This is a genomic window from Microbacterium sp. ISL-59, from assembly GCF_018613945.1.
Taxonomy (GTDB): Bacteria; Actinomycetota; Actinomycetes; order Actinomycetales; family Microbacteriaceae; genus Microbacterium; species Microbacterium oxydans_B.
In genome coordinates, this window is sequence record NZ_JAGGPG010000002.1 from 382269 (window position 1) to 405957 (window position 23689).

Here is a 23689-nt window from a genome sequence, read left to right on the forward strand (position 1 = left end):
CATCGGCTTCCGCGTAGGCTCAGCGGGCCTCGATGATGCTCGGACCGTTCGGCAGCGCTCGCACGGTGAGCTGCGCCGGGATCTGCTCCTGCATGGCCTCGACGTGACTGATGACTCCGACCGTCCGGCCGCCCTGCCGCAGTTCGTCGAGCGTGCGCATGGCGACGTCGAGCGTGTCGCCGTCGAGGGAGCCGAAGCCCTCGTCGATGAACAGCGTGTCGAGGCGGATTCCGCCGGCCCGCGCAGTGACCACCTCGGCGAGACCGAGTGCAAGCGCGAGTGAGGTGAGGAACGTCTCGCCGCCCGACAGCGACTGCGGCGGCCTGGTCTGGCCGGTGAAGGCATCGGAGACCACGATCCCGAGCCCGGATGCTGCCCCTCGAGCCGCGAGCGCGTCGGAGTGCTGCAGCTGGTAGCGGCCCGTCGACATGTCGTGCAGACGCCGGTTCGCCGCTTCGACGATCTCTTCGAGCTCGGCCGCGAGGACGAACGTCTCCAGCGTCATCTTGCGGGTGTTGGCGCCTCGCCCGGCGATCGTGTCCGCGAGATTCTGCAGCACCTCGAACTCGGCGGCATCGGTGGCGGTGCGCGCGTGCTCGGCGGCGGCGGATTCGATCAGACCAGCCAGCCGTTCGGCCGTGCCCGCCGCTCGAGCCGCCGCGTCGACCGCGTCGGTCCAGATCGCTCGGGCGGCCTTTGAGGCCTCTTCGACGGGCGTGAGGTCGATCGGCTCCTCCGGCAGCGTCCGCAGCTCCAGATCGAACAGGATCGCCCGTTCCTTCTCCCGCTGCACGGCGTGCTCAGCGATCCGCGCATCCAGAGCTTCCTGCGTCGCCGCCGGGCGGAGGGCACGTTCGGCGGACTCCACATCGTCGAACGTGGAGTCGGCGAGTGCCGCATCCCTCTCGGCCTCTGCCTCGGCGAGAGCCTGCGTCCTCCGCAGACGTTCTGCGGTCGCCTGAGCGACCCCGCGGGCGGCAGAGATCTTCGCGGCCGTGTCGGCAAGACGCTCGGCGACCGTGTCGAAGACTCCTCGCGCCGCGGCGATCAGCTCGCAGGCCTCGGTGCTCCGCTGCTGCAGCAGAGCGTGCTGCTCCCGCGCCTGAGCGAGCGCCGCCGTGCCCTCGGTCTTCTCGGCGTCGAGCTGCGCGACCCGGGCGACGAGTTCGCTCAGTTGCACGTCGAGCGTCTTCAGTTCGTCGACGGCGGACAGACTGCGCGCATGCGCTGAGGCGGCCGCCTCGTGCTCGGTCTCGGCCTGGTCGACACTCCGCCCGTCGGCACGGGCAGTCACCGCCGCGAGTTCGGCTCGCAGGGTCGAAGACGCCGAAGAGAGTTCGCGCTCCCGCTGCGCCGCGGCGTCGCGGGCCTCCTCTGCCTCAGCGATGTCTTCGGGTGACACGGGGTCGACGTGCGTGGCCGGAGCCGGATGCTCGAGCGAGCCGCAGACCGGACACGGATGCTCGGGGCGCAGGTTCGACGCGAGTTCGCCGGACATCCCGTCCATGCGACGTTGCCGCAGGCGTGCGAGGTCGGTCTGCGCGGCGGCGTGCACGGTCGTGGCATCGGTGAGCTCGATCTCGGTCGCGGCCTGTGCTCTCTGCAGCCGCTCCGCCTCGTGGGCCGCCGCTCGTCGAGCGTCTGCCTCTTCCTGGGCCGCTCGGGCATCGCCCACCCGGTCGGCCAGGCGGCGTTTCTCGTCGCGTTCCGCGGTCAGCGCGGTGATCGCGGCGGGGAGAGTGGCGCGTTCGGCTTCTCCGGCCTCGAGGCGTGCGGTCGCCGCCGCCACGGCATCCCCGGCGGATTGCAGCTCGGCATCGAGCGCCGGCGCCTCCCCCTCGAGCTCCCGCGCGCGCTCCCAGGAACCGCTCTCCCTGGTGCGTGCAGCCGCCCACTCCTCGAGGTCGCCGGCGACGGGGACCTCGAATGCCTCCCACACTTCCCGTGACCGCTGCTCGTCTTCGGCCGCGACGGTGACCGCCGTCTGTGCTCGGGCTGCGGCAGCGATCGTCGACCGCACCGCCTCGGCGGCGCGCGCGGCCGCGAGTTCTGCACGGGCCGCATCGATTGAAGGCGCGTCAGCATCCAGCCGCGCGAGAGCTGCCCGGGCGCGATCGCGTTCCCGCTGGGCGTGCTGTTCTTCGCGAGCCGTGGCGAACGCCGCGTCGGCATCGGCCGCACGCTTCTCCGCCTCCGCCCGCTCCGAGGCGCGGCGCTCCGCCCGATAGTCGGCCCGCGCCCTCGCACGCCGCAGTGCCTCGAGACGCTCTTCGACCGACGAGGGCGCGGATGCCGCCGGGCGCTCCGCCGGCGGAGTCCCGTCCTCGGAGTCGCCGGACAGCCCGCTCGTGCTCACGAGCTGCTCGGCCTCGTCGATACGCGCGTTCACCGTCGCGAGCCGAGTGCCAAGTGTCTGTTCCGCCTCCCGGCGCCGCTCGTCGAACCGTGCCTGCACGTCTTCGAACCGCTGTGTGCCGAACAGCCGCCGCAGCAGTGCCTGGCGGTCTCTGCTGCCCGCGAGCAGGAACTCGGAGAATCGGTTCTGCGCGAGGAGGATCACCTGGAGGAACTGCTCGCGGCTGAGCTGGAGGATCTCGTCGAGCTCGCCTGCGACATCGACGGCTCGAGCGGCGCGACCCACCCAGCCGGCATCGGTCCACTCGTCGAGGGCGACGGCCGAGGCCTGCTTGGTCATGCCGCCGCCACGTTTGGCGGGACGCAGGTACTCGGGCGAGCGGGTCACGCGGAAGCGGCCGGCCGGCGTGCTGAACTCGACGACCACCTCCGACGGATCGTCGGGCTCGCAGTGATCGCTGCGCAACCGCTTCTCACCGCCGTCGTAACGCGGCACACCTCCGTAGAGTCCGAAGCACACGGCGTCGAGGATGCTCGACTTGCCCGCTCCCGTCCGGCCGGCGATAAGGAAGATGCCGTCGTCGGCGAACGCGTCGAAGTCGACGACCTGCCGCGAACGGAAGGGACCGAACCCTTCGACCTCCAGGCGATGGAGACGCATCTAGACGAGTGCCTCCGCGCGCACGCGCTCATCGAGCACCGCGCGGATTAGCTCGTGCTCGACCTCGGTGGGCCCGTGTCCTGCCCGCACATGCTCGAGGAACGCCTCGATGCGGTCGGCGTCGGTGACGGCGGAGCGCAGGCGCTGCACGTAGGACTTCTCCTCCACCTCGGCGACGGCGGCGGGCTGGTGCTGCACCATCGCGCAGTGGGGATAGCTCTCTCGAAGACGCCTCATCGGCTCGGACTGCGGCACCGCATCCGTATAGATGGCGCAGACCCAGTCGTCGGCGTGCGCGGCGACGTTGTCGGCTGCGAGGATCTCTTCGAGCGAGCCCGTGAGCGTGACGAGCCGACGCGGCACCGGCAAGTCGAGCCACTCGACCGCGGCGAGGCCGTCGGCGTCGAGGTCGACGAGCCAGGATCCGCGCGGCTTGTCCTGCTCGCCGAAGCTGTAGTGCAGCGGAGCACCCGCGTACCGGACGCGCTCGCTGATCTGCTGGCGCCCGTGGATGTGCCCGAGCGCGACGTAATCGGGGCCGTCGAAGACGCTCAGCGGCACGACGTCGAGTCCGCCCTGGCGCACCTCGCGCTCGAGCCCGACGGTCGCGTCGACGCCGGCCGCGAAGCAGTGCGCGATCGCCATCGAGCGCCCCTCGTGCTCGCGCATGCCCGCGCGGACCAGGTCCATCGCATGGGCCATGGTCTGCGCCTGCGTGCGCAGCTGCCGCCCCGAACTGTCGCCCTCGGGCCAGTGCTGACGGACGATCGCCGGTTCGAGATACGGGATGCCGAAGAAGTGCACCGGCCCCTCGGCATCGGCGATGGTGACCGGAACGCCGACCGCGAGCGGATCGGTGAGCACGTGGATGCCGTCGCGGAGCAGCCGCGCCTGGAAACCGAGCCGCGCGGCCGAGTCGTGGTTGCCGCTCGTGACGATGACGCGGGCGCCCGTCTCGTGCAGGGACACCAGAGCATCGCCGAGCAGCGTGTAGGCGGCGCCCGACGGCGTGGCGGAGTCGAAGACGTCGCCCGCGACGACGACGACGTCGACCGCGTTCTCGCGAACCTGCTCCGTGAGCGCGCCGAGCACCTCGGCCAGCGCGTCCATGGTCGAGTTGCCATGGAACGTCCGGCCGATGTGCCAGTCGGAGGTGTGCAGGATTCGCATACTCACACGGTACGAACACCCTCGGACATTACGTCCGAGGCGTGCCGCGGCATCCGTTCCCGGGGCGGGAATCAAGCGATCTGCGCCCGGGCGGATGCCGCGACCACGGATCAGTGCGCGGCGAGGGCTCGTTCGCCCTGCGCCGGCATCAGCTCGTCCTTGGTGCCGCGCACCAGGAAGACCGCGATCACCGAGGCGGCGACCATGAAGATCGCTGCGGCGATGAACGTCCAGCCGTACGCATCGGTCAGCTGCGACGGCGTGAGGTCGGCCTGAGCATGACCGCCCACGGAAGCCGCGTACACGGCGGTGAACACCGACAGCCCGATCGATCCGCCGATCTGCATGGCCGAGTTCGCCATGGCCGATGCGACACCGGCGTCGTGCGGGGCCACCCCCGACAGCGCCAGGTTCTGCAGCGGGATGAAGATGAATGCCATGCCGACACCGAGCGCCACCAGCGCAGGGGCGACCTGCAGGGCATATGCGCCATCGGGCGTGATCCCCGAGAGGTACACCATCCCCGCCGCGGCGAGCAGCGGTCCGACGATGAGCATCGGCCGCGGTCCGATCACCGGCAGCAGCCGGGTCGCGATCGGCGCGATGATCATCGTCGCGATCGGCAGGGGCAGCGTGGCGAGTCCCGCCGGGAACGCCCCCATCCCGAGCACGAACTGCAGGTGGAACGTGAGGTACATCGTGGCGCCGATCATGATGGCGCCGGCGACACCCTGGATGAGGAACGCCCCACCCCGGACGCGGTCGGCCACGATCCGCAACGGCAGCAGCGGCTGCGCGACCCGGCTCTCGATCCAGACGAAGACCGCGAGCAGGACGACACCGAGCACCAGGAACGTGATCGTCAGCGGATCGCCCCAGCGGTGCTCGGCGAGGCTGAACCCGTAGACGAGTGCCCCGAGCCCGAGGGTCACCGTGATGGTGCCCCAGACGTCGTACCGGTTCTCGCCTTCGGCCTTGCTCTCGGTGAGGAAGAGCGCGCCGCCGATGAGCCCGACCACGACGAAGAAGAGGTTGACGAAGAGGCACCAGCGCCAGTCGGCGAACTCGGTCAGCAGCCCGCCGAGCAGGAGACCCACCGCTGCCCCCGTTCCGGCGACGGTTCCGAACACGGCGAAGGCGGTGTTGCGGTCGCGGCCGGAGGGGAACGACACCGTCAAGAGCGCCAATGCCGCCGGAGCGAGCAGCGCCGCGAAGACACCCTGGAGTCCGCGCGCGAGGATGAGCTCCCACCCCTGCTGTGCGAATCCGCCGTACAGAGATGCCGCGCCGAATCCGATCATGCCGATCATGAAGATGCGCTTGCGGCCGATGTAGTCGGCGAGGCGTCCGCCGAAGAGGAGGAGCGCACCGAACGCGAGGGCGTAGGCCGTGACGACCCACTGCCGCTGCCCGTCGGTAAGACCGAGAGCGGCCTGTGCGCGCGGCAGCGCGATGCTCACGATGGTGCCGTCGAGCACCACGACGAGCTGAGTGAGGGAGATGACGATGAGTGCCCACCACCGGGAATGTGGATGGGCGCGCAGGGATGAAGACATGGAAAAACCTCCGGTGTCTGATGAGGATGCCGGAGGTTTCGAGCCTCGGATCAGCACGCCTCTCGGCGCCTGACCACCTCAGCCAACGGGGCTGAGCAGAACTCCATTCTATCGCATGATGTTCGAGGAGGAAGCGGAAGGTCCCCTGACCCACCCTCGTCGCGACGATCGGCACGCGGTGATGCGAGATGCGCTGTGCACCTTCACCTGTGCGGCGTGCGGGGCTGCGCGATGCGATATCAGGGCTGCCCTCCGCCCAACAGGTGCCGGCTTGCCCCGCCGGCTGAGGGTTGTGCCCGCTTCGTCGTGACTACCGACTTCCGCTCTCCTCCTCGAGGTCGTTCGACCAGTTCGCCTGCTGGATCCGGTTGTCGAGCTCACGCAGCTCCTGCGCGACGGCGTCGGCCCTCGATCGCAACTGCGCGACCGGCAGCGCCGAGACCTGCCGCAGCTCTGACCGCATCTGACGCAGGTACTGGTCGTTCGATCCGGATGCCGCGGCGGCCGCATCCGTCAGCACGGAGTGGCGCAGACGCAGCACATCGCGGGCGGCGAGCGCATCCGTCATCGTGCCGTCCGCGCCGAGATCGAGTCGTGCGTTGGTCGCGTTGATGCGACGGATCAGGTCGCGCAGCTGGGTCAGTGCGGCGTCGGCTTCGACGATGAGGGCCGCGGCATCCTCAGCCGGCTCCTCACCCTCCTGGTAACGGGCGTTCGCGACGATGCGGGCACGCAGCTGCTCGATGCGGCGCTGCAGATCGGCGCGTGCGGTGAGGGCCTCAGCGAGTTTCATGGGCCCATCCTCGCAGCAGGCGTCCGTAACACGGCGTCATACAGCAGGCGAGTCAGCGCGAGCGCAGCAGCGGGGCGTGCTCGGGGTTCGCTGCGAACCAGTCCGCGACGTACCAGCAGACAGCGTCGACCTTGCGGTCTCCGCGCTCCTCGATGTCGGCGACGGCCCCCTCGACGACCTTCCCGGCATAGCCGTTGCCGCGGAAAGTCGGGACCGTGAAGGCCCTGGTCAGAGCGATCGTGTGTCCGTCGTCGCGGTAGTCGAGAACGCTCACGAGCTTTCCGTCGCGCATGAGCGTGTAGCGCGACGCGTCCTTCTCGTCGGTCAGGATGAAGCCGCCGACAGTGTGCGAGATCGTCATCCGCACAACGTTACGCCCGCTCTCCGACGCCCGGGCGTTTTGACATGAGCGGTCACGATCGGACATAATCCCCCCATGACCACCAACGCAAGCCCTTTGTCCGCCCAGGAGGCGAACAGGACTGCCGGGATGATGATGCCCGGTCGCGTTGGCATGTGTTGCCGAATGTGTCGCTGAACGAACAGCCACCCCGCCTGACCTGACGCCTCGCCATCTGCGAGGTCAGAGTCACCGAGCATCCACCCTTTGCTCGCTTCCCGGCTCCGCCGGTCATTCATGCAACGCATCAGAGCCCCGCTCGATCCGGGCTCACGTCCTGAGGACTCATCATCATGTCGAACACCGCACTTCTCGAGCGTCCCGCCACCACCGCCGCGATCCGCACGCAGCCGGACGCCGCTGCTCCCCTGGCCGCCGCCGGAGCCGATCTGCCCGCCGTCCGCTCGCCCCGCGGCTTCGCCCTCTACGTCGGACTCGACGAGATCAAGGCAGCCGAAGCCGGAGTGAGCCTCCCCCTCCTCGTCGACGCACTGCGCCGCACGCTCGCCGAGCTCGCACCGGGCGCCGAGACGCACGCCACGGTCGCCCTCGCTCCCCACGGCTCGGGAGGCCGCGACCTCGACGTCGTCCGCCTCGCCCTGCAGGAGCCGGGTGCGATCGCTCGCACCAAGGCCGCCGCCGAAGAGGAGATCGTGGAGGAGGAGACCGGCGTCACCGTCGACATCTCCCGCAAGCGCGTGCTCATCGACGGAGAGTCCGCGGCATTCACCTACAAGGAGTTCGAGCTTCTGCAGTACCTGGTGCTCCGCGAGGGACGCACGATCGAGCGCAGCGAGCTGGTCTCCGCGCTCTGGCAGGCACAGGACGATGAGACGCCCGGCGAGCGCACGATCGACGTGCACGTCCGCCGTCTTCGCGCCAAGCTCGGCCGCTACGAGGACATCGTCCGCACCGTGCGCGGCATCGGCTACCGGTTCGACCGCCACGCCGACGTCGTCATCCGCTACGGCCACGGAACCCCCTCGCCCGACCGCTTCTGAGCTACCCGGGGTCGGTGTCAGGACCGGCGCGTAGGGTGGGCGCATGACCCTGATCGAGCATCCTGCAGCGGCCGGTGCCGCGTCCGCGGATGCTCGCCGGGAGACGGTCTACCGGCCACCGCACCCCCTCGATCTCCGCCGTACCGTCGGCATGCTGCGTCGCGGCGGCACCGATCCGACGACCGTCATCGACGGCGCCGTCATCTGGCGTGCCGTGCGCACTCCGCTCGGCCTCGCGACACTCGCCCTGCGCATGTCGGGCGACGAGGTCAAGGTCTCGGCCTGGGGACCCGGCGCCGAGCATGCACTCTCGCTCGTTCCCGCTCTGTGCGGCGCACACGACGAGCCCGGTGACTTCGATGCCGCACGGCATCCGCTCATCGCCGAGTCGGCCCGCCGCCATCCTGGCCTCCGGCTCACGCGCACCGACGCGGTGTTCGACGCTCTCGCGTGCGCGATCATCGAGCAGAAGGTCACCGGCATGCAGGCCTTCGGCGCCTGGCGGTGGCTCGTCTCGCGCTTCGGCGAGCGCGCACCCGGCCCCACACCGCGGCCGATGTTCGCCGCACCGACAGCTGCGCAGTGGTTCCGCATCCCCTCGTGGGCCTGGCACCGCGCGGGAGTGGAGCCACCGCAGTCCCGCACGATCGTGCGCGCGGCCGAGCGCGGCGACCGCATCGCCCGTGCCGTGAGCGCGGCGACGACCGGCGCCGACCGCGACCGCGTGCTCACCAGCCTGCCGGGCGTCGGCGTCTGGACGTCGGCCGAGACCCGCATCCGCGCGCTCGGAGACCCCGATGCCGTCAGCGTCGGCGACTACCACCTGGCGCACGAGGTAGGGCACGCGCTCACCGGGAAGCGCACCGACGACGACGGGATGCTCGAGCTCCTCGAACCCTGGGCCGGTCAGCGGCAGCGCGTCATCCGTCTCATCTTCGCCAGCGGGGTCCAAGAACCGCGCCGCGGCCCCCGTCTCGCTCCCGAGGACCATCGCGGCCGCTGACTCCGTCGGCCTATGCTGGGGCCATGTCCCGCAGAGCGCTACGCATCTCCATTACCGTCGGCCTGCTGATCGTCGGCGTGGTGGTCGGGCTGATCTTCCAGAACGTCTGGCTCGGTGTGCTCCTCGCTGCGATCGTCTGGCTGGGATGGTTCCTCGGCTACGAGTCGCGCCGCGGCAACAACGCCGGCGTCAACGACGAGGACCACGGCATCGAGCTCTGAGCGCCCCCTCGCGCGCCGCATCGGTCCGCTCAGTAGTAGACGGCGAGCGGCCCCGACGGCCCCTCGACGACACGGACCGGGGTGTCGAACACCCGCGTGAGCACATCGTCAGTCATGATCTCGGCCGGTGGCCCGAACTCCACCACCGCTCCGTCCTTCATGGCGCAGATGTGGTCGGAGTAGTGCCCGGCGAAATTGATGTCGTGCAGCACGATGACGATCGTCCGTCCGAGCTCCTCTGCCGCCCGGCGCAGGTGCTTCATCATCTGCACCGCGTGCCGCATGTCGAGATTGTTCAGCGGCTCGTCCAGCAGGACGAACTCGGTGTCCTGCGCCAAGACCATCGCGACGTAGGCGCGCTGGCGCTGCCCGCCGGAGAGCTCGTCGAGATAGCGCCCCTCGAGAGGCCCCAGATCGAGGAAGTCGATCGCCTGGCTGATGATCTCCTCGTCCGCCCGAGTCAGCCGCCCCTTCGAGTGCGGAAAGCGTCCGAAACCCACCAGCTGGCGCACGGTGAGCCGGGTGACGAAGTGGTTCTCCTGGCGCAGGATCGACACGACCTTCGCCAGGTCCTTCGACTTGGTGGAGGCGACATCGAGTCCGGCGATCTCGATCGTGCCGGCATCCATGCCGTTCAACCGACCGATCATCGTCAGCAGGGTCGACTTGCCGGCGCCGTTGGGTCCGATGAGCGCGGTGATACCGCCGGCGGGGATCTCGAGATCGACGGGGCCGATCGCGACCTCGCTGCTGTAGTCACGGCGGACGCCGTCGAGTGCGATCACAGTCTGCCCTTTCTGAGGATGACGATGAGGAACACGGTGCCGCCGACGAGCTCGATCAGGATCGACACCATCCCCTGCGCGTAGAAGACGTTCTTCATCACGAAGTACGCGCCCGCGAGGATGGTGAACGCCGTGAGCACCGCGACGGGAAAGATGAGCCGATGGTCGTGCGTGTCGGCGAACTGATACGCCAGCGTCGCCACCAGGAATCCGAGGAACGTCATCGGACCGACGAGCGCGGTCGAGGTCGCCATCAGCACGGCCACCAGGAAGAGCACGATGAAGAGCTCGCGGCGATGGTCGACGCCGAGGGAGCGCGCGGCATCCGGACCCAAGGCCATCAGGTTCAGCCGGCGGGACCGCAGCCAGAGCAGCGCGGATGCCGCGATGACGAGCGGGACCGCCAACGGGAGGTAGGAGGGATCGGCGTTGGAGACGTTGCCGAACAGCCGGGCGGCGAGCACGTCGAACTCGCTCGGGGTGAGCAGTCGCTGCATGAACGTGGCGATCGCGCCCAGCCCCCCACCGATCACGATGCCCACCAGGAGCATGATCTGCAGGTTGCCGTAGCGCCCGGAAAGCAACCAGCCGTAGAGCGCGACCGCGAGCCCGACCATGATCACGACCTGGATCGCGAACTGGCCGACTCCCTGGATCGCCACGAGCCCGGCAACCCCGAACAGGTAGACGGTCGAGGTCTGCACGACGCGATACAGCGACTCGAAGCCCATGATCGATGGGGTGATGATGCGGTTGTTGGTGACCGTCTGGAAGCTCACGGTGGCGATGGCCTGCGCGACCGCGACGAGCGCCATCACCGTCACATCGATCGCGCGATGCTGGGCGATGCGCCAGAACCCCGTCGAGCCGACGGGCATGGGGTTCCCCCACGCGAGGAGGCCGAATCCGGATCCCACGGCCAGGACGATGAGGATGCCCAGCACGATCAGGTAGCGCCGACGCGCACGCGGGGTCGTGAACGAGCCGGCCGAGCGCGTCGCCGGGGGTGTCGCCATCCGCTGCCCCACGCCGCTAACCACGTCGACGCTGCCTCAACAGGAGCAGCACGAACACCACGGCGCCGACGACACCGAGGATCAGTGACACCGGGACCTCGAACGGCATGATGATGGTGCGCCCGATGATGTCGCACACCGTGACGATCGCGATGCCGAGCAGGCACACCCAGGGCAGGTTGCTGCGCAGGTCATCACCGCGCACCATCGAGACGATGTTCGGCACGATCAAGCCGAGGAAGGGCAGGTTGCCGACGACGACCGTGACCACCCCCGTCGTCACGGCGATCAGCACCGTGCCGAGCAGGATGATCCGGTTGTAGTTCACCCCGACGTTCGTGGCGACCTCTTCGCCGAGCCCCGCGATGGTCAGGCGGTCGGCGACGAGGAAGACGATCACGCCGATGATCGCGACGATCCACAGCATCTCGTACTGGCCGCGCATCACCGAGGTGAAGCTGCCGGCGAACCAGACGCCCAAGATCTGCAGGGAGTTGGTGGCGAGAGCGAGATAGGTCGACAGGGCGCCGACGACCGCGCCGAGCATGATGCCGACGATCGGGACGATGAGCGAGGACTTGAGGGCGACGCGGCGCAGGAAGGCGAAGAACACCATCGTGCCGACGAACGCCGCGAGCACCGCTCCCGCCATCCGCAGCGGGAGCGACGGCTGCGGGACGAGGATCATGACCGTCAAGAGCCCGAGCCCTGCCCACTCGGTGGTTCCGGTGGTGGTGGGCTCGACGAAACGGTTCTGGGTGAGCAGCTGCATCACGAGGCCCGCCATCGCCATCGCCGCGCCCGAGAGGACGAGGGCGATCGTGCGGGGAACGCGCGTGATCTGGAACATCTCCGCGCCGTCGTCGGCTCCGGCGATGTCGTACACGCCGGTGAAGAGCGAGATGACGAGGAGCACGACGACGACGAGCACGCCGATGAGCAGCGTGCCGTCGAAGAGCCGCCCGGCGTTCCGGGACGGCTGGGTGATGTCGGTGGAGACCATGATGACGGTGCGGCGGCACCCGGGTCATCCGGATGCCGCCGCGTTACCTCAGTTCTTCGCGGCCTCAAGTGCGTCGGCGAAGTCCTCGAGGAACGTCGTGTAGGTCTGGATGCCCTCGTTCAGGTAGGTGTCGGTGGGCATGTAGACGATCTGCTCGTCCTTCACCGCCGTGACGCTGGCGAGCGCCTCGGAGCTCTCCAGGATCTCGGCCGCCTGGACGTAGTCGGGGGTCTCCGCGGCGAACACGGCGTCGCGGTCGAGCACGAGGATCCAGTCGGGGTTCGAGGCCGCGATCGCCTCGACCGAGATGTCGTCGCCCTGGTGGTCGTCGGTCGCGTCCTCGACCTCGAGAGCGGGAGTCAGGCCGAGGATGTCGTAGATCGGGCCGAGCGAGCGGCCGACGGTCGGGGCGAGGTACCCGATCTCGCCGCCGGAGGTGTTCACGGCCATGACGGTGTCGGCCTCGCCGTAGGCGGCCTGGGCTCGCTCGACGGCCGCGTCGAAATCGTCCACCAGCTTCTTCGCCTCGTCCTGCTTGCCGAAGATCTCGCCGAGAACGGTGACCTGGCGCTTGAGCTCCTCGTCGAAGGGCTCGCCCTCGCGGGGCTCGAGATCGATGATCGTCGCGTCGGGGACGACGTCGGCGATGGCCGCGTTGTGCTGGGTGAAGCGCTGGCCGCTGATGATGAGGTCGGGTTCGACCGCGACGACGGCCTCGAGGTCGGGCTCGCTGTGCAGACCGATGTCGACGATGCCGTCGTCCTTCACGTACGACACAGTCTCCGGCATGAGCGCGACGGCGCCGGCCGAGAGCTCGACTCCCCAGTCCGAGAGCGTCTGGAAGGTGCGGTTGTCGAGGGCGACGATGGAGGCCGGAGGGGTCGCGATCTCGTGCGTGCCGGTGTTGTCCTCGATCGTGACGGATGCCGCCGCGGGTTCGTCCTTCGCAGGTTCAGCCGTGCTGCCGGAAGCGCAGCCGGCGAGGGCGAGGAGGCCGACGAGCGCGGCGCTCGTGGCGGTGAGGGTTCTGGGCACGGACATGGAGAGACTCCTGTTCTGCGGGATCTGTGCGCACACGATGGCGCCGGGACGTCGAGGTTAGGGTGCCCTTCCCTCGACTTATTTAGGTTAGCCTTACTTCATGAGCAATACGAAATTCGGCTTCTCGATCGAGCGTCGCGGCCTCGAGCTGCGCTTCCGCACCGTGACTCTGAGCGCCCGCGAATGGCTGGCTCCGGACTTCGTGCGGGTGCGGCTGACCGGCTCCGACCTCGCCGGCTTCGAGTCGCTGGGCTTGGACGACCACATGCGGCTGTTCTTCCCGGCGGGGCCGGTCGGCTCCGCCGAGGAGCTGCGTGCTTCTCCGAGCCGTGAGTACACGCCGCTGGACTGGGGCGACGACTGGCTCGACGTCGAGTTCGCCGTGCACGGCGATCAGGGCGTCGCGGCGCCATGGGCGGCGACGGCTCCGCTCGGTTCGTCCATCGGCGTCGGCGGCCCCCGCGGGTCGGCCGTGCTGGTCGGCGAGCCCGGTGGATGGCTGCTCGTCGGCGACGAGACGGCGATCCCCGCGATCCGCCGCTTCGCCGCGCTGATCCCCGAGGGAACCCCGGCACGCATCGTGGTGGAGACCGTCAATCAGGGCCGCGAGTTCGACATCGAAGCGCCGGTCGAGGTCGAGTGGCTGCACCGCGGCGATGCTCCTTCCGGCTCCGCGCTCATCGCCTTCCTCGAGCGCCTGACCGCCGAAGACGCCGTGGGCTCCGACCCGTTCGTCTTCATCGCCGCCGAGCAGTCGATCGTCAAGCCAGGCCGTGCACTGCTCGGCCGCTGGGGCGTCGACACCGCGAACGCGGTCGTGAAGGGCTACTGGAAGCGTGGCGAAGCCGAGTACCACGCACCGCACTGACCTGCGTTCCCGGCTCCGCAGCCGCCTCTGTCGGTGCGGGTGAGTACGGTGGTGTCACCGTGGTTCTCATTGTCTCGAGGGTGGAGTGCTCATGAAAGGTGACCGCCTGCAGCAGTGTGCGCGCGACCGCGCCGAGGAACTGCCGGGGGCTCGACTCGAGCATCCTTTCGGCCCCGAATGGGACGTGTTCAAAGTGCGCGACAAGGTGTTCATGCTGCTCACTTCGGCCACCGGCGAGGCGATGGTGACCCTCAAGTCGGCACCCGAAGACGGCGACGCGCTTCGCCGGCAGTTCGATGACATCATCCCCGGCTATCACATGAACAAGAAGCACTGGATCTCGCTCCGCCCCGGCGGCACGCTGCCGCAGGACCTCGTCCGGGAGCTGGTGACCGAGTCGTACCTCCTCGTCGTGGAGAACCTCCCTCGTCGCCAACGGCCCGTCGACCCCGCCACGTTCGGGAAGATCGCCCCCTGACGGGATCGGGTGTTTCTGGGAGACTGGGCCGCATGGCACTTCTGGATCATCTGGGCATCACTGTCGACGACCTCGAGCGCGGCCGCGCGCAGTTCCATCCGGTCCTCACCGCCCTGGGCTATCAGAGCGGCGGCGAAGACGACCACTCGGTCTCGTGGAACAACGGCGACGAGACCGAGATCATCCTGTACACCTGGGACGAGGACTCCTCCCCCCACCGGCACGGCAAGATCGGCTGGCAGCACATCGCCTTCGCCGTTCCGACGCGCGACGAGGTCGAACGCCTGCACACGATCGCGTTGGATGCGGGCTGGACCGCCGTGCGCGACCCCAAGGAGTATCCCCGTTACTCCGAGCGCTACTACGCCTCTTTCGTCGAAGACGCCGACGGCATCCGCATCGAGTTCATGTACAACCCGCCGCGCGAGACGGCTTGACTCCCGGGCGTGTCGCGCCCTAGTGTGGCAAAGCTGTGCCGATCGGCCCAGCACGCCAGCCGAGGAGTCGACGGATGACCGCCCAGCGGAACCTTCCCATCGGAGCGGTGTTGCAGCTTCAGTCGAAGCGCAATGACCGCTACGAGTCGTACCCTCCGGCGCGCGCCGTGTGACAGCATCCGCTCTCGCAACGCCCCGCACCGTCAGGTCCGGGGCGTTTTCCGTTGGAGAGCGCCCTGACCTGTGGCTGACCACCACCACAAGGAAAGGAATCATGGAGAGGCTCTCCGCACGGCTGCTGTCGTGGGCGTCGCTGATCGACGAGAAGACACTCGCTCAGGCGCACACCACGGCCCGCATGCCGTTCATCCACCCGCACCTGGCGCTGATGCCGGATGCGCACCTCGGCAAGGGGGCGACGGTCGGCTCGGTCATCCCGACGCTCGGCGCGATCATCCCCGCGGCCGTCGGTGTCGACATCGGCTGCGGCATGATCGCCGTCCGCACCCAATTCACGAGGAACGACCTCGAGGGTCGCGACCTCGCCGAGCTTCGGGAGCAGATCGAACGCGCCATCCCGCTGTCGGCCGGCCGATACAACCGCAAGGTCGTCGCGACCGCGGAGCCGCGCATCGCCGAGCTCGAGCAGCTCGCCGCGAAGAACGGCTTCGACCCCACGAGCTACGCCGGCAACTGGCGGCTGCAGCTGGGCACGCTCGGTTCGGGCAACCACTTCATCGAGGTGTCGGTCGACGAGCTCGACCGGGTGTGGCTGTTCCTGCACTCGGGGTCCCGAGGCGTCGGCAACAAGATCGCCATGAAGCACATCTCGGTCGCGCAGCGGCTGTGCAAGCAGTGGTGGATCGACCTCCCCGACCCCGATCTGGCGTACCTGGTCGAGGGCACCGAGGAGTTCACCCGTTACATCCGGGAGCTGCGGTGGGCACAGCACTTCGCCCTGCTGAACCGGGAGGAGATGATGGACCGGGTCATCCGGCAGGTGTCCGAGTTCCTCGGCACCGGCGTCGACGAGCAGGAGCGCATCAACTGCCACCACAACTTCACCGAGTCGGAGAAGCACTACGGCAAGCAGGTGTGGGTGTCACGGAAGGGCGCGATCCAGGCGGACGCCGGTCGGCCGGGGCTCATCCCCGGATCGATGGGCACCGCGTCCTACGTGGTCGAAGGACTCGGCGACCCGCAGTCGCTGAACTCCTCGCCGCACGGGGCGGGTCGGGAGTACTCCCGGTCGGCCGCGAGGCGGGCGTTCACCCACGACCAGCTGCGGGAGGCGATGACGGGCATCGAGTTCCGTGACACGGACGCCTTCGTCGACGAGATCCCGCAGGCGTACAAGCCGATCGACCGGGTGATGGCGGATGCCGCGAGCCTCGTATCGATCCGGCACACGCTGCGGCAGCTCGTCAACGTGAAGGGCGATTGAGACAAGGAGCCGGGCGGCGGAGATCGCGCCGCCCGGCTCCGGCGGCATCCTCGTCGCCCTCGTCAGAGCGGCACGACTACTCCTCCCCCGACACGCTCGAAAACGTCCTGTCCCCACCTCCCGGGTCACCGATATCTTCGCTGCCCGTGGCCTGGCAAGCTTGCGGAATCGATGCGACGATGACGGGGTGGAATTCATGAATGACGCGCAGATCTGGACCATGATCGGGGCGTTCAGCGCGCTGATGTTCAGCACTCTCACCGTGGTCTCCACGCTGTTCATCCACGTCGTCCGCAGTGAGATCGGCGGACTCCGCAACGAGATGAACGCCCGATTCGATGCGGTGAACACGCGGTTCGACGCCGTGGACACGCGGTTCGATGCCGTGAACACGCGCATCGACGGTCTCGACGGCGACGTGCAGGCCATCGTGAAGCGCACGTTCGGTCTCGATCGGGAATGATCAGACCCGACCTCAGACGACCGGGGCGACCTCCGCGTCGACCGATCGGTCGGTGAATGCGGTCTTCGGCACGAACACGAGGATGACGGCTGCGACGAGCGCGGTGACACCGCAGACGATCCAGACGGTGAAGTACCCCGCGAGCGAACCCGCGGTCCCCTCGGTCGCACCGGCGGTGGTGGCGACACCGTGCAGCAGCGCGATGCCGAAGACGCACGAGGCGATCGCCCCGCCCACGGTCTTCACCGAGTTGGTGAGACCCGTCGCGACACCGGTCTGCGTCGCGGGCGCGGCAGATGCGGCGGCAGCGGGGAGAGCCGCGACCAGCGCGCCGGAGCCGAGGCCCACGACGACCATGTTCGTGATGACCTGACCGTAGGTGTCATGGAACGGCAGGAACAGCAGGAAGCCGAGGCCGACGAGGACCGAGGCACCCATCAGCGTGACCCGTGGTGTCGCCCATCGTGCGATGGTCGGGAAGAGCAGCGCACCCGCGATCATCGCCACGAGATAGACGCCGATGATGAGCGAGGTCGCGAACCCGCTCGTGCCGAGACCGTAGCCGTAGATCGACGGGTCGGTGCGCGCGAACGTCGACAGTGGAGCCTGTGCACCGAGCACGCTGACGCCGAAGAGGCCCGCGGTGAGGAACACCGGTCCGAGCGCGGGCGAGCGGAACATGCGCACATCGATGAGGGGGTCGTCGCAGCGCAGCTCCCAGAGCACGAACGGGATCACCAGCAGCACGCCGAAGACGACCACGGCCCAGGACCACGGATTCACGAGACCACCCTCGAGGCGGAGCAGGCTGAGTCCGCCGGTGAAGCAGACGAGGGCCAGAGAGATCAGCACGAGGCCGACGGTGTCGAAGATGCCGCCGGTGGGCTCGGGCGACTCCTTGACTCCGAACAGGATCACGAAGAAGCACACGACGATGAGCACGGCCGGAACCAGGAGGACGACCGTGAGCGGCAGAACGTCGATCAGTGCGCCGCCGACGAGAGCGCCGATGATCGCACCGCCTTCGAGGGCAGCGACCAGGAGACCGGCCGCCTTGGCCGTGATCGAGGAGCGTCCTTCCATGCGGCGCGACCGCGACCAGATCAGGGCGATCTCGAGCGGGAGCCAGACGACGTAGAAACCCATGAGCGCCCAGGCCGCGAGGAACACGCCGAAGGAGTCCGTGAACGGCAGCACCAGGGCCGCCGCCGCGGTGACGGCGGTGGAGATCAGCAGCATCCGCTTATGGCCGACCATGTCGCCGAGCTTCGCGAACGCCGGGACGACCAGCGCCGACAGCATGAGCTGCGCACCCTCGAGCCAGTTGACGTCGGCGTCGTGGATGCCGAGGTGGCGGGCGATATCGCTGAGCATGGGCGTGTAATAGCCCTGCAGCACGCCGCTCGTGAACTCCACGAACGCGAGGAAGCCGACGACGACGGCGAGGGTGCCCAGAGTGCGGGTGCGCGTCATCGCGTCTCCTGCTTCTTGTTCGGGTACTCCCGCTCGAGGCGGGAGGAGGGTGAGATCACCCTAGCCGTTCGAGAAGCGCGCGATGGAATCGCTCTCCGCGCTCCAGCGCGGCGATCTCGACGCTCTCATCGACGCCGTGGATCGAGGCGCGCTGCGCGTTCGACATGTCCAGCGGAGCGAAGCGGTAGACCGCCGGCGAGAAGCGGTGGAAGTGCCGGGAGTCGGTGGCGGCCATCATCACGTACGGCACCGCCGGAACCCCGGGATGCGAGACCTCGAGCGCGGCCCCGAGCAGGGCGAACTGCGCGTTGTCGGTGGGCGATTCCGGCGAGGGCTCACTGGCCTCGACCACCTCGACGGACACGAGGGGATCGCGGATGCGGCGGCGCACCCGGTACACGGTCTGCTGCGTCGTCTCGCCCAGCGCGATGCGCAGGTTGACGGTCGCGGAAGCCTGGGAGGGCAGCACATTCGCGGCCGTCCCGCCGGACTGCATCGTCGGGGCGACGGTCGTGCGCACGAGCGCCGCCGGTTCACCGCCGAGCGCCGCGAACACCTGACCGGTGACGAGCGGCGCCGCTCCGAGGAACCGCAGCAGGTGGTGGGCCGGCCCCGGCGTCTGCGCCGCCAGCTGCGACAGCATCCGCAGGACCGCTTTCGAGACGCGAGGGCGGAAGGTGGCGGGTCCGAGACGGTCGACGGCCCTCCCGATGCGTCGCACAGCGGTGAGTGACGGCGGAGCCGAGGCATGACCGCCCTCGCCGCGCGCCGACAACCGGAGCGTCATCACGCCCTTCTCGCCGACGCCGATCATCGCCGCCCGACCGGGGACGAACGGCAGGGGCGCGTCGACGACGGCACCGCCCTCATCGACCACGAGCCAGGGCACGACGCCGCGCTCCCGCAGCACACGCGCGATCTCTTCGGCTGCCTTCCCGTAGGTCTCCTCGTTGCCGCCGAACGAGAGGTACACATCGCGGGGCGGGGTGAACCCGTCGGCGAGCAGATTCTCGACCGCTTCGAGCACGACGATGAGCGGACCCTTGTCGTCCAAGGCGCCGCGGCCGAACACCGAACCGTCGGCGATCACGCCGTCGAAGGGCGGATGGGTCCAGGCGTCGCTCTCATCGACCGGGACGACGTCGTAGTGCGCCATCAGCACCACCGGTCCGCCCGATGCTGCGGCCGTGCCCTGCCAGTGGAACAGCAGACCGAAGTCGGTGTGCCGTTCGAGGCGCAGGTGCTCGTGCGTCAGGGGATAAAGCTCGGCGATCAGTGCGACGAACTCCTCGAACGGTGCCGCACCGCGCTCATCGAGCTCAGCCGAGACCGTCGGGATGCGGATCATCTGCGAAAGCCGCTCGGCGATACCGGGGCGCACGGTCGATGTGGTCACAGTCGCCATCGTACCGAGCGCCCCGGCTCCGCCCGCATCCGCCCGGACGCAGCGCCGCCGGGCGGTGCTTACGCGTAGTGCCAGAGCACCGTCATGCGTGCCGGACGCGACTCGTCCCACGGAAGCACGTGCCAGATCTCCCGCGGCGGGCCCACCCTGGTCGCCTTCTGCTCGTCGATCCACTCGCAACCGCGGTCGTAGGCGGCGAGGATCGCGGGGAACTCCGTGTCGTCTCCCTCGACCGTGACGGCGACGGCCGCACCGCCGCTGAGGCGATGGCTCCGGATTCCCTCCGGGGTGTCCCGGATGACGCGGTCGACCGGAAGGCACACCTCGATGGGACCGTCGCTGTCGGCGGTGATCGGGGCATGGAAGATCCCGAACGCGTCGGAGGGGACGGTGAGATCGCGCTCGGCCGCCAGCGCGCTCAATCGCTCGTGCGCCTCGCGGATGCGTTCGTCGAGCTCGCCGACGTAGGTCGTGACGAGCAGACTGAGCACCGCCTGCTCGGGGCGGATGTCGGTCGTGAGGGACTTCGTGTTCATCGGTGATCCTCTGAAATGGCCACGCGCCTGGTCGAGGAGCGTGGCGGTCGAGGCTGCGGACGTCCGCACCTGATCCCGGAATGCATCCAGAGCCGCGATCGCGTCGCCGTCAGGCAGCGCGAGCACCTCCTGGATCGCATCGAGGCTCATACCCGCCGTCCGCAGCAGGGAGATGAGCCGCCCCGTCCTCGCCTGCTCGATCCGATAGAAGCGGTACCCGTTGTCCGGGTCCACCGCATGCGGCACCAGGAGCCCCCGCTTCTCGTAGAGGCGCAGGGCTTTCGGCGAGAGCAGGGCCGCCTCGGAGAAGGGACCGATGCTGAGGAGGTCGATGGAGTGGCTCACAGGATTCACGATGCTCTCTGCCCTCGGGACAAGGTCAAGCGGTCGCCCGCTCTGAGGAATCGTAGCGAGCAGTTTCTGCGGACGTCTCACATTTCGAGCACCTGTCCGGTCAGCCATGGAGAAGGATGTACCGAGAAGAACAAGGAGCAGTCATGAGAATCGCTGTCGCAGGAGGAACCGGGACGGTCGGTCGTCACACGGTGGAGGCGGCGCGCGCCGCCGGGCATGAGGCGATCGTGCTCAGCCGGTCACGGGGAGTCGACCTGGTGACCGAGCAAGGCCTCGATGCCGCTCTGGCGGGCGCCGACGCGGTGATCGACGTCGCGAGCATCCAGACGCTCAAGGCGAGCGCGGCGATCGAGTTCTTCACCGCCGCGACCGGGAACCTGGTGTCGGCGGCGGCGGACGCCGGAATCCGCCACATCGTGCTGCTGTCGATCGTCGGGATCGATCGCATCCCGTACGACTACGACGCGGGGAAGGTCGCGCAGGAGAAGGTCGTCGAGGCCTCGCGCGTGCCGTGGACAATCCTCCGCGCGACGCAGTTCCATGAGTTCGCGGGTCAGATGTTCGAGCGCGCGAAGGTGGGCCCGCTGCACCTCGCTCCGAACGCGCGGACGCAGCCCGTGGCTGCCGCCGAAGTGGGCGCACGCCTCGCCGCGCTCGCTGCCGGGTCGCCGCAGGGTCGCGTGCGCGACTTCGCAGGCCCGCGCGAGGAGAGCCTGTCCGACATGATTCGCGCCTTCGCCCGCCGCGAGGGATATCGCGGTTGGATTCCGGCCCTGAACGTGCCGGGGCCCCAGATGGCGGGGATGCGCGCGGGACATGCTCTGCCCGGTCCCGATGCGGACCTGGGTGTCCAGACGTTCGACGAGTGGCTCACGTCCTAGCTCGGGGAACAGCCCGGCGCGGTCTGCGGTTGCACGAGGGAGAAGCATCGCGGATCCGAGGAGGTGGGGATGGAGCTGACCCTGGTGTCATCGTCGTTCTGCGGCGCCTGCGCGCGGACCCGATCCGTGTTGGCTGACGCCGCTCGATTCCTGCCGGATGCGACGGTGACCGAGATCGATGTCGCGCAGGATCCCGATGCCGCAGAAGCACTCGACATCGACGTCACGCCGACCGTGATAATCCGCGATTCCTCAGGAGTCGAGGTGTTCCGCGCCACGGGCGTACCCACCGTTCCGCAGGTGCTCACCGCGGCGGTCAAGGCGCTGCCGGCCTGAGCGCGGGCGACCTCGTCGGACCTCTTGCGGAGGCAAGACACCCGGCGCAGACTGAGCGTCAGCGGTGCCGTCTCACCTCTCACCTCCTGGAGTCCTTATGCCTGCTCTCAACCCGTATCTCTCGTTCCGCACCGAAGCCCGCGAGGCCATGGAGTTCTACCAGAGCGTGCTCGGTGGCGAGCTCGTGATCAACACCTTCGGGGAGTTTCCGGACATGGCGCAGGATCCGAGCCAGAAGGACCTCGTGATGCACGCACAGATCGATGCTCCCGGGGGCCTCGTCCTCATGGCGTCGGACTCTCCCGACGGCATGCCCTACGAGAAGCCGCAGGGGTTCTCGGTGTCGCTGAGCGGCAACTCCCAGGACGCCACGCGGGCGGTCTGGGAGAAGCTCGCCGACGGGGCGACGATCACGATGCCGCTGGATGTGCCGCCGTGGGGCGGACTCTTCGGGATGCTGGTCGACCGCTTCGGCATCCCCTGGATGCTGCACGGCGACCCCGAGGAGTGAGCACCCCGAGGATCAGTGCAGCGCGTTCGTCTCGATGAAGGCGCGGAGAGCCTGCTCGTCGTCACCCATCTCGGTCACGTGCTGGGGCGCGTCGAGCATCTGCTGCAACTCCGGCGCGTAACCGAGCTCGACACCGATGGCCTCGTGGATCGTCTCCGCGAACTTCTCCGGCTTGGCCGTCTCGAGCACGAGCATCGGAACACCCGGCTCGACGAATTCGCGCGCGACCTTGACACCGTCGGCCGTGTGCGGGTCGATGACCTCACCCGTCGTCTCGTACACCGAGCGGATCGTCGCCAGCCTGTCCTCGTGCGTCGAGGTGCCGCTGACGATGCCGAACTCCTCGAGGAAGCGCTCCTGATCGGCCGAGAAGTCGAAGTACCCCTGGGCCTCGAGGTCGCCCCAGGCCCCCACGACGCGGGCGGGGTCGCGGCCGACGAGCTCGAAGATGAAGCGTTCGAGGTTCGAAGCCTTGGAGATGTCCATCGAGGGGCTCGAGGTCGCGAGCGTCTGTGCGGCGCTGCGCGGGCGGTAGACGCCGGAGCGGAAGAACTCGTCGAGGACGTTGTTCTCGTTCGCGGCGAGCACCAGGCGCCGGATCGGGAGACCCATCTGCTTGGCGAAGAAGCCGGAGAGGATGTTGCCGAAGTTCCCGGAGGGCACCGTGAAGGACAGCTCGGTCCAACCGCCGGCATCCGTCGCCCGCAACCACGCCCAGAAGTAGTAGACGGTCTGCGCCGTGATGCGCGCCAGGTTGATCGAGTTCACCGCGCCCAGGTGCTGCGCGCGCTTGAAGTCGAGATCGCCGGCGAGCTTCTTCACGAGGTTCTGGCAGTCGTCGAAGACACCCTCGACCGCGATGTTGTGCACGTTCGCGTCGTCGAGCGAGAACATCTGCGCCCGCTGGAATGCGCTCATGCGGCCCTGCGGCGACAGCATGAACACCGCGACGCGCTCCTTGCCGCGAAGGGCGTGCTCGGCCGCAGAACCGGTGTCGCCTGAGGTCGCGCCGAGGATGTTGAGCACCGCGTCGTTGCGCTCCAGCGTGTACTCGAGCACCTGACCGAGGAACTGCATCGCCATGTCCTTGAAGGCGAGCGTCGGGCCCTCGGAGAGTCCGACGAGCGTCAGCTCGTCGTCGATGGCTCGCAGCGGCACGACACCATCGGGGAAGTCGGCGTATGCCGCGTCGGTCATCCGGGCCAGATCAGCGCGCGGGATGTCGGTCGCGAAGAGTCCGAGCACCTCGGTCGCCAGCTGCGGGTAGGTCAGTGCCCGCCAGCGTTCGAGCGTCTCACCGTCGACGGTCGGCATGACCTCGGGTACAGCCAGTCCGCCGTCGGGCGCGAGGCCCTCCAACAGCGTCTCGCTGAACGACTGCGGCTGCATGCCGCCGCGGGTGGAGATGAACTGCACGTTGGCTCCTCGGCTCGGGACTCGGCACGTCCATTCTCGCAGGGTGTTCGTCGGTGAAATGACGGGATGACGGATGCCGTCG

Annotated in this window: 24 protein-coding genes; 11 read left to right on the forward strand and 13 right to left on the reverse strand. The window is 68.7% G+C overall.

What is annotated here, in order from left to right:
- Window positions 1–19: 19 nt before the first annotated feature.
- The 5 genes from J7E45_RS06005 to J7E45_RS06025 all read right to left on the reverse strand — a co-directional run bounded on the left by J7E45_RS06005 (window position 20) and on the right by J7E45_RS06025 (window position 6896).
- A complete protein-coding gene (locus J7E45_RS06005; protein WP_215067856.1) occupies window positions 20–3016 on the reverse strand; it encodes an AAA family ATPase in 2997 nt (998 codons plus the stop codon).
- Entirely contained in the window at window positions 3017–4186 is a 1170-nt protein-coding gene (locus tag J7E45_RS06010) for an exonuclease SbcCD subunit D (protein WP_215067858.1), read from the reverse strand.
- A gap of 110 nt (window positions 4187–4296) precedes the next feature.
- Complete coding sequence (locus J7E45_RS06015; protein ID WP_215067860.1) at window positions 4297–5742, reverse strand: MFS transporter; 1446 nt, start codon at window positions 5740–5742, stop codon at window positions 4297–4299.
- A gap of 310 nt (window positions 5743–6052) precedes the next feature.
- Window positions 6053–6535, reverse strand: a complete 483-nt coding sequence (locus J7E45_RS06020) for a DIP1984 family protein (RefSeq protein WP_215067862.1) — start codon at window positions 6533–6535, stop codon at window positions 6053–6055.
- 52 nt (window positions 6536–6587) lie between these two features.
- Entirely contained in the window at window positions 6588–6896 is a 309-nt protein-coding gene (locus J7E45_RS06025) for a GNAT family N-acetyltransferase (RefSeq protein WP_029263834.1), read from the reverse strand.
- A 332-nt stretch (window positions 6897–7228) separates the two neighbouring features.
- On the opposite strand from J7E45_RS06025, the gene J7E45_RS06030 reads away from it, so the two are divergent.
- The 3 genes from J7E45_RS06030 to J7E45_RS06040 are packed head-to-tail and all read left to right on the forward strand — an operon-like array spanning window position 7229 to window position 9160.
- Window positions 7229–7936, forward strand: coding sequence for a winged helix-turn-helix domain-containing protein (locus tag J7E45_RS06030; RefSeq protein WP_167634229.1), 708 nt, complete (start codon window positions 7229–7231; stop codon window positions 7934–7936).
- Window positions 7937–7979: 43 nt separating this feature from the next.
- Complete coding sequence (locus J7E45_RS06035; protein ID WP_215067864.1) at window positions 7980–8939, forward strand: DNA-3-methyladenine glycosylase; 960 nt, start codon at window positions 7980–7982, stop codon at window positions 8937–8939.
- Window positions 8940–8962: 23 nt separating this feature from the next.
- Entirely contained in the window at window positions 8963–9160 is a 198-nt protein-coding gene (locus J7E45_RS06040; RefSeq protein WP_091035449.1) for a hypothetical protein, read from the forward strand.
- A 29-nt stretch (window positions 9161–9189) separates the two neighbouring features.
- Here the strand turns inward: J7E45_RS06040 and J7E45_RS06045 are convergent, their stop codons facing one another.
- Genes J7E45_RS06045 through J7E45_RS06060 form a run of 4 tightly spaced genes read right to left on the reverse strand, consistent with a single transcriptional unit; the run spans window position 9190 to window position 13005 of the window.
- Complete coding sequence (locus tag J7E45_RS06045) at window positions 9190–9945, reverse strand: ABC transporter ATP-binding protein (protein ID WP_215067865.1); 756 nt, start codon at window positions 9943–9945, stop codon at window positions 9190–9192.
- Entirely contained in the window at window positions 9942–10961 is a 1020-nt protein-coding gene (locus J7E45_RS06050) for an iron chelate uptake ABC transporter family permease subunit (RefSeq protein ID WP_215067866.1), read from the reverse strand. The genes J7E45_RS06045 and J7E45_RS06050 overlap by 4 nt, the downstream gene beginning before the upstream one ends.
- 16 nt (window positions 10962–10977) lie before the next feature.
- On the reverse strand, window positions 10978–11964 hold the full coding sequence (locus J7E45_RS06055; RefSeq protein ID WP_167634221.1) for an ABC transporter permease: 987 nt from the start codon (window positions 11962–11964) through the stop codon (window positions 10978–10980).
- A gap of 48 nt (window positions 11965–12012) precedes the next feature.
- The gene (locus tag J7E45_RS06060; RefSeq protein ID WP_215067867.1) at window positions 12013–13005 is read right to left on the reverse strand and encodes a siderophore ABC transporter substrate-binding protein; all 993 of its coding nucleotides are present in this window, start codon (window positions 13003–13005) and stop codon (window positions 12013–12015) included.
- 100 nt (window positions 13006–13105) lie between these two features.
- On the opposite strand from J7E45_RS06060, the gene J7E45_RS06065 reads away from it, so the two are divergent.
- The 5 genes from J7E45_RS06065 (at window position 13106) to J7E45_RS06085 (ending at window position 16695) form a co-directional block, all read left to right on the forward strand.
- Complete coding sequence (locus J7E45_RS06065) at window positions 13106–13873, forward strand: siderophore-interacting protein (RefSeq protein ID WP_215067868.1); 768 nt, start codon at window positions 13106–13108, stop codon at window positions 13871–13873.
- Window positions 13874–13964: 91 nt separating this feature from the next.
- Window positions 13965–14351 (forward strand): MmcQ/YjbR family DNA-binding protein, encoded by a 387-nt coding sequence (locus J7E45_RS06070; RefSeq protein ID WP_215067869.1) that lies wholly within the window; start codon window positions 13965–13967, stop codon window positions 14349–14351.
- Window positions 14352–14383: 32 nt separating this feature from the next.
- The gene (locus J7E45_RS06075; RefSeq protein ID WP_091035463.1) at window positions 14384–14788 is read left to right on the forward strand and encodes a VOC family protein; all 405 of its coding nucleotides are present in this window, start codon (window positions 14384–14386) and stop codon (window positions 14786–14788) included.
- Window positions 14789–15062: 274 nt separating this feature from the next.
- Window positions 15063–16232, forward strand: coding sequence for an RtcB family protein (locus J7E45_RS06080; RefSeq protein WP_215067870.1), 1170 nt, complete (start codon window positions 15063–15065; stop codon window positions 16230–16232).
- A gap of 196 nt (window positions 16233–16428) precedes the next feature.
- On the forward strand, window positions 16429–16695 hold the full coding sequence (locus tag J7E45_RS06085; RefSeq protein WP_205829010.1) for a hypothetical protein: 267 nt from the start codon (window positions 16429–16431) through the stop codon (window positions 16693–16695).
- A gap of 12 nt (window positions 16696–16707) precedes the next feature.
- On the opposite strand, the gene J7E45_RS06090 is transcribed toward J7E45_RS06085, so the two are convergent.
- The 3 genes from J7E45_RS06090 to J7E45_RS06100 form a co-directional block, all read right to left on the reverse strand.
- On the reverse strand, window positions 16708–18168 hold the full coding sequence (locus J7E45_RS06090) for an MFS transporter (RefSeq protein WP_091035471.1): 1461 nt from the start codon (window positions 18166–18168) through the stop codon (window positions 16708–16710).
- A gap of 55 nt (window positions 18169–18223) precedes the next feature.
- A complete protein-coding gene (locus J7E45_RS06095) occupies window positions 18224–19564 on the reverse strand; it encodes a M20/M25/M40 family metallo-hydrolase (RefSeq protein ID WP_215067872.1) in 1341 nt (446 codons plus the stop codon).
- A 68-nt stretch (window positions 19565–19632) separates the two neighbouring features.
- Complete coding sequence (locus tag J7E45_RS06100) at window positions 19633–20454, reverse strand: MerR family transcriptional regulator (RefSeq protein WP_215067874.1); 822 nt, start codon at window positions 20452–20454, stop codon at window positions 19633–19635.
- 152 nt (window positions 20455–20606) lie between these two features.
- On the opposite strand from J7E45_RS06100, the gene J7E45_RS06105 reads away from it, so the two are divergent.
- The 3 genes from J7E45_RS06105 to J7E45_RS06115 all read left to right on the forward strand — a co-directional run bounded on the left by J7E45_RS06105 (window position 20607) and on the right by J7E45_RS06115 (window position 22191).
- Window positions 20607–21344 (forward strand): SDR family oxidoreductase, encoded by a 738-nt coding sequence (locus J7E45_RS06105; protein ID WP_215067876.1) that lies wholly within the window; start codon window positions 20607–20609, stop codon window positions 21342–21344.
- 69 nt (window positions 21345–21413) lie between these two features.
- Entirely contained in the window at window positions 21414–21680 is a 267-nt protein-coding gene (locus J7E45_RS06110; protein WP_167634189.1) for a glutaredoxin domain-containing protein, read from the forward strand.
- Window positions 21681–21777: 97 nt separating this feature from the next.
- Window positions 21778–22191: a VOC family protein gene (locus tag J7E45_RS06115; RefSeq protein WP_091035482.1), complete on the forward strand. Its 414-nt coding sequence runs from the start codon at window positions 21778–21780 to the stop codon at window positions 22189–22191.
- Between the two features lie 12 nt (window positions 22192–22203).
- Here the strand turns inward: J7E45_RS06115 and thrC are convergent, their stop codons facing one another.
- Window positions 22204–23607, reverse strand: a complete 1404-nt coding sequence (gene thrC / locus J7E45_RS06120; protein ID WP_215067878.1) for a threonine synthase — start codon at window positions 23605–23607, stop codon at window positions 22204–22206.
- Window positions 23608–23689: the final 82 nt, after the last annotated feature.

Coding starts and splice junctions, on each gene's coding strand:
- J7E45_RS06105 (WP_215067876.1), top strand. CDS start 20,607: ATGAGAATCGCTGTCGCAGGAGGAACCGGGACGGTCGGTCGTCACACG.
- J7E45_RS06090 (WP_091035471.1), bottom strand. CDS start 18,168: ATGACGCGCACCCGCACTCTGGGCACCCTCGCCGTCGTCGTCGGCTTC.
- J7E45_RS06065 (WP_215067868.1), top strand. CDS start 13,106: ATGAGCAATACGAAATTCGGCTTCTCGATCGAGCGTCGCGGCCTCGAG.
- J7E45_RS06070 (WP_215067869.1), top strand. CDS start 13,965: ATGAAAGGTGACCGCCTGCAGCAGTGTGCGCGCGACCGCGCCGAGGAA.
- J7E45_RS06055 (WP_167634221.1), bottom strand. CDS start 11,964: ATGGTCTCCACCGACATCACCCAGCCGTCCCGGAACGCCGGGCGGCTC.
- J7E45_RS06015 (WP_215067860.1), bottom strand. CDS start 5,742: ATGTCTTCATCCCTGCGCGCCCATCCACATTCCCGGTGGTGGGCACTC.
- J7E45_RS06110 (WP_167634189.1), top strand. CDS start 21,414: ATGGAGCTGACCCTGGTGTCATCGTCGTTCTGCGGCGCCTGCGCGCGG.
- J7E45_RS06115 (WP_091035482.1), top strand. CDS start 21,778: ATGCCTGCTCTCAACCCGTATCTCTCGTTCCGCACCGAAGCCCGCGAG.
- J7E45_RS06040 (WP_091035449.1), top strand. CDS start 8,963: ATGTCCCGCAGAGCGCTACGCATCTCCATTACCGTCGGCCTGCTGATC.
- J7E45_RS06025 (WP_029263834.1), bottom strand. CDS start 6,896: ATGACGATCTCGCACACTGTCGGCGGCTTCATCCTGACCGACGAGAAG.
- J7E45_RS06020 (WP_215067862.1), bottom strand. CDS start 6,535: ATGAAACTCGCTGAGGCCCTCACCGCACGCGCCGATCTGCAGCGCCGC.
- J7E45_RS06050 (WP_215067866.1), bottom strand. CDS start 10,961: ATGGCGACACCCCCGGCGACGCGCTCGGCCGGCTCGTTCACGACCCCG.
- J7E45_RS06005 (WP_215067856.1), bottom strand. CDS start 3,016: ATGCGTCTCCATCGCCTGGAGGTCGAAGGGTTCGGTCCCTTCCGTTCG.
- J7E45_RS06030 (WP_167634229.1), top strand. CDS start 7,229: ATGTCGAACACCGCACTTCTCGAGCGTCCCGCCACCACCGCCGCGATC.
- J7E45_RS06080 (WP_215067870.1), top strand. CDS start 15,063: ATGGAGAGGCTCTCCGCACGGCTGCTGTCGTGGGCGTCGCTGATCGAC.
- J7E45_RS06010 (WP_215067858.1), bottom strand. CDS start 4,186: ATGCGAATCCTGCACACCTCCGACTGGCACATCGGCCGGACGTTCCAT.
- J7E45_RS06085 (WP_205829010.1), top strand. CDS start 16,429: ATGAATGACGCGCAGATCTGGACCATGATCGGGGCGTTCAGCGCGCTG.
- J7E45_RS06075 (WP_091035463.1), top strand. CDS start 14,384: ATGGCACTTCTGGATCATCTGGGCATCACTGTCGACGACCTCGAGCGC.
- J7E45_RS06060 (WP_215067867.1), bottom strand. CDS start 13,005: ATGTCCGTGCCCAGAACCCTCACCGCCACGAGCGCCGCGCTCGTCGGC.
- J7E45_RS06035 (WP_215067864.1), top strand. CDS start 7,980: ATGACCCTGATCGAGCATCCTGCAGCGGCCGGTGCCGCGTCCGCGGAT.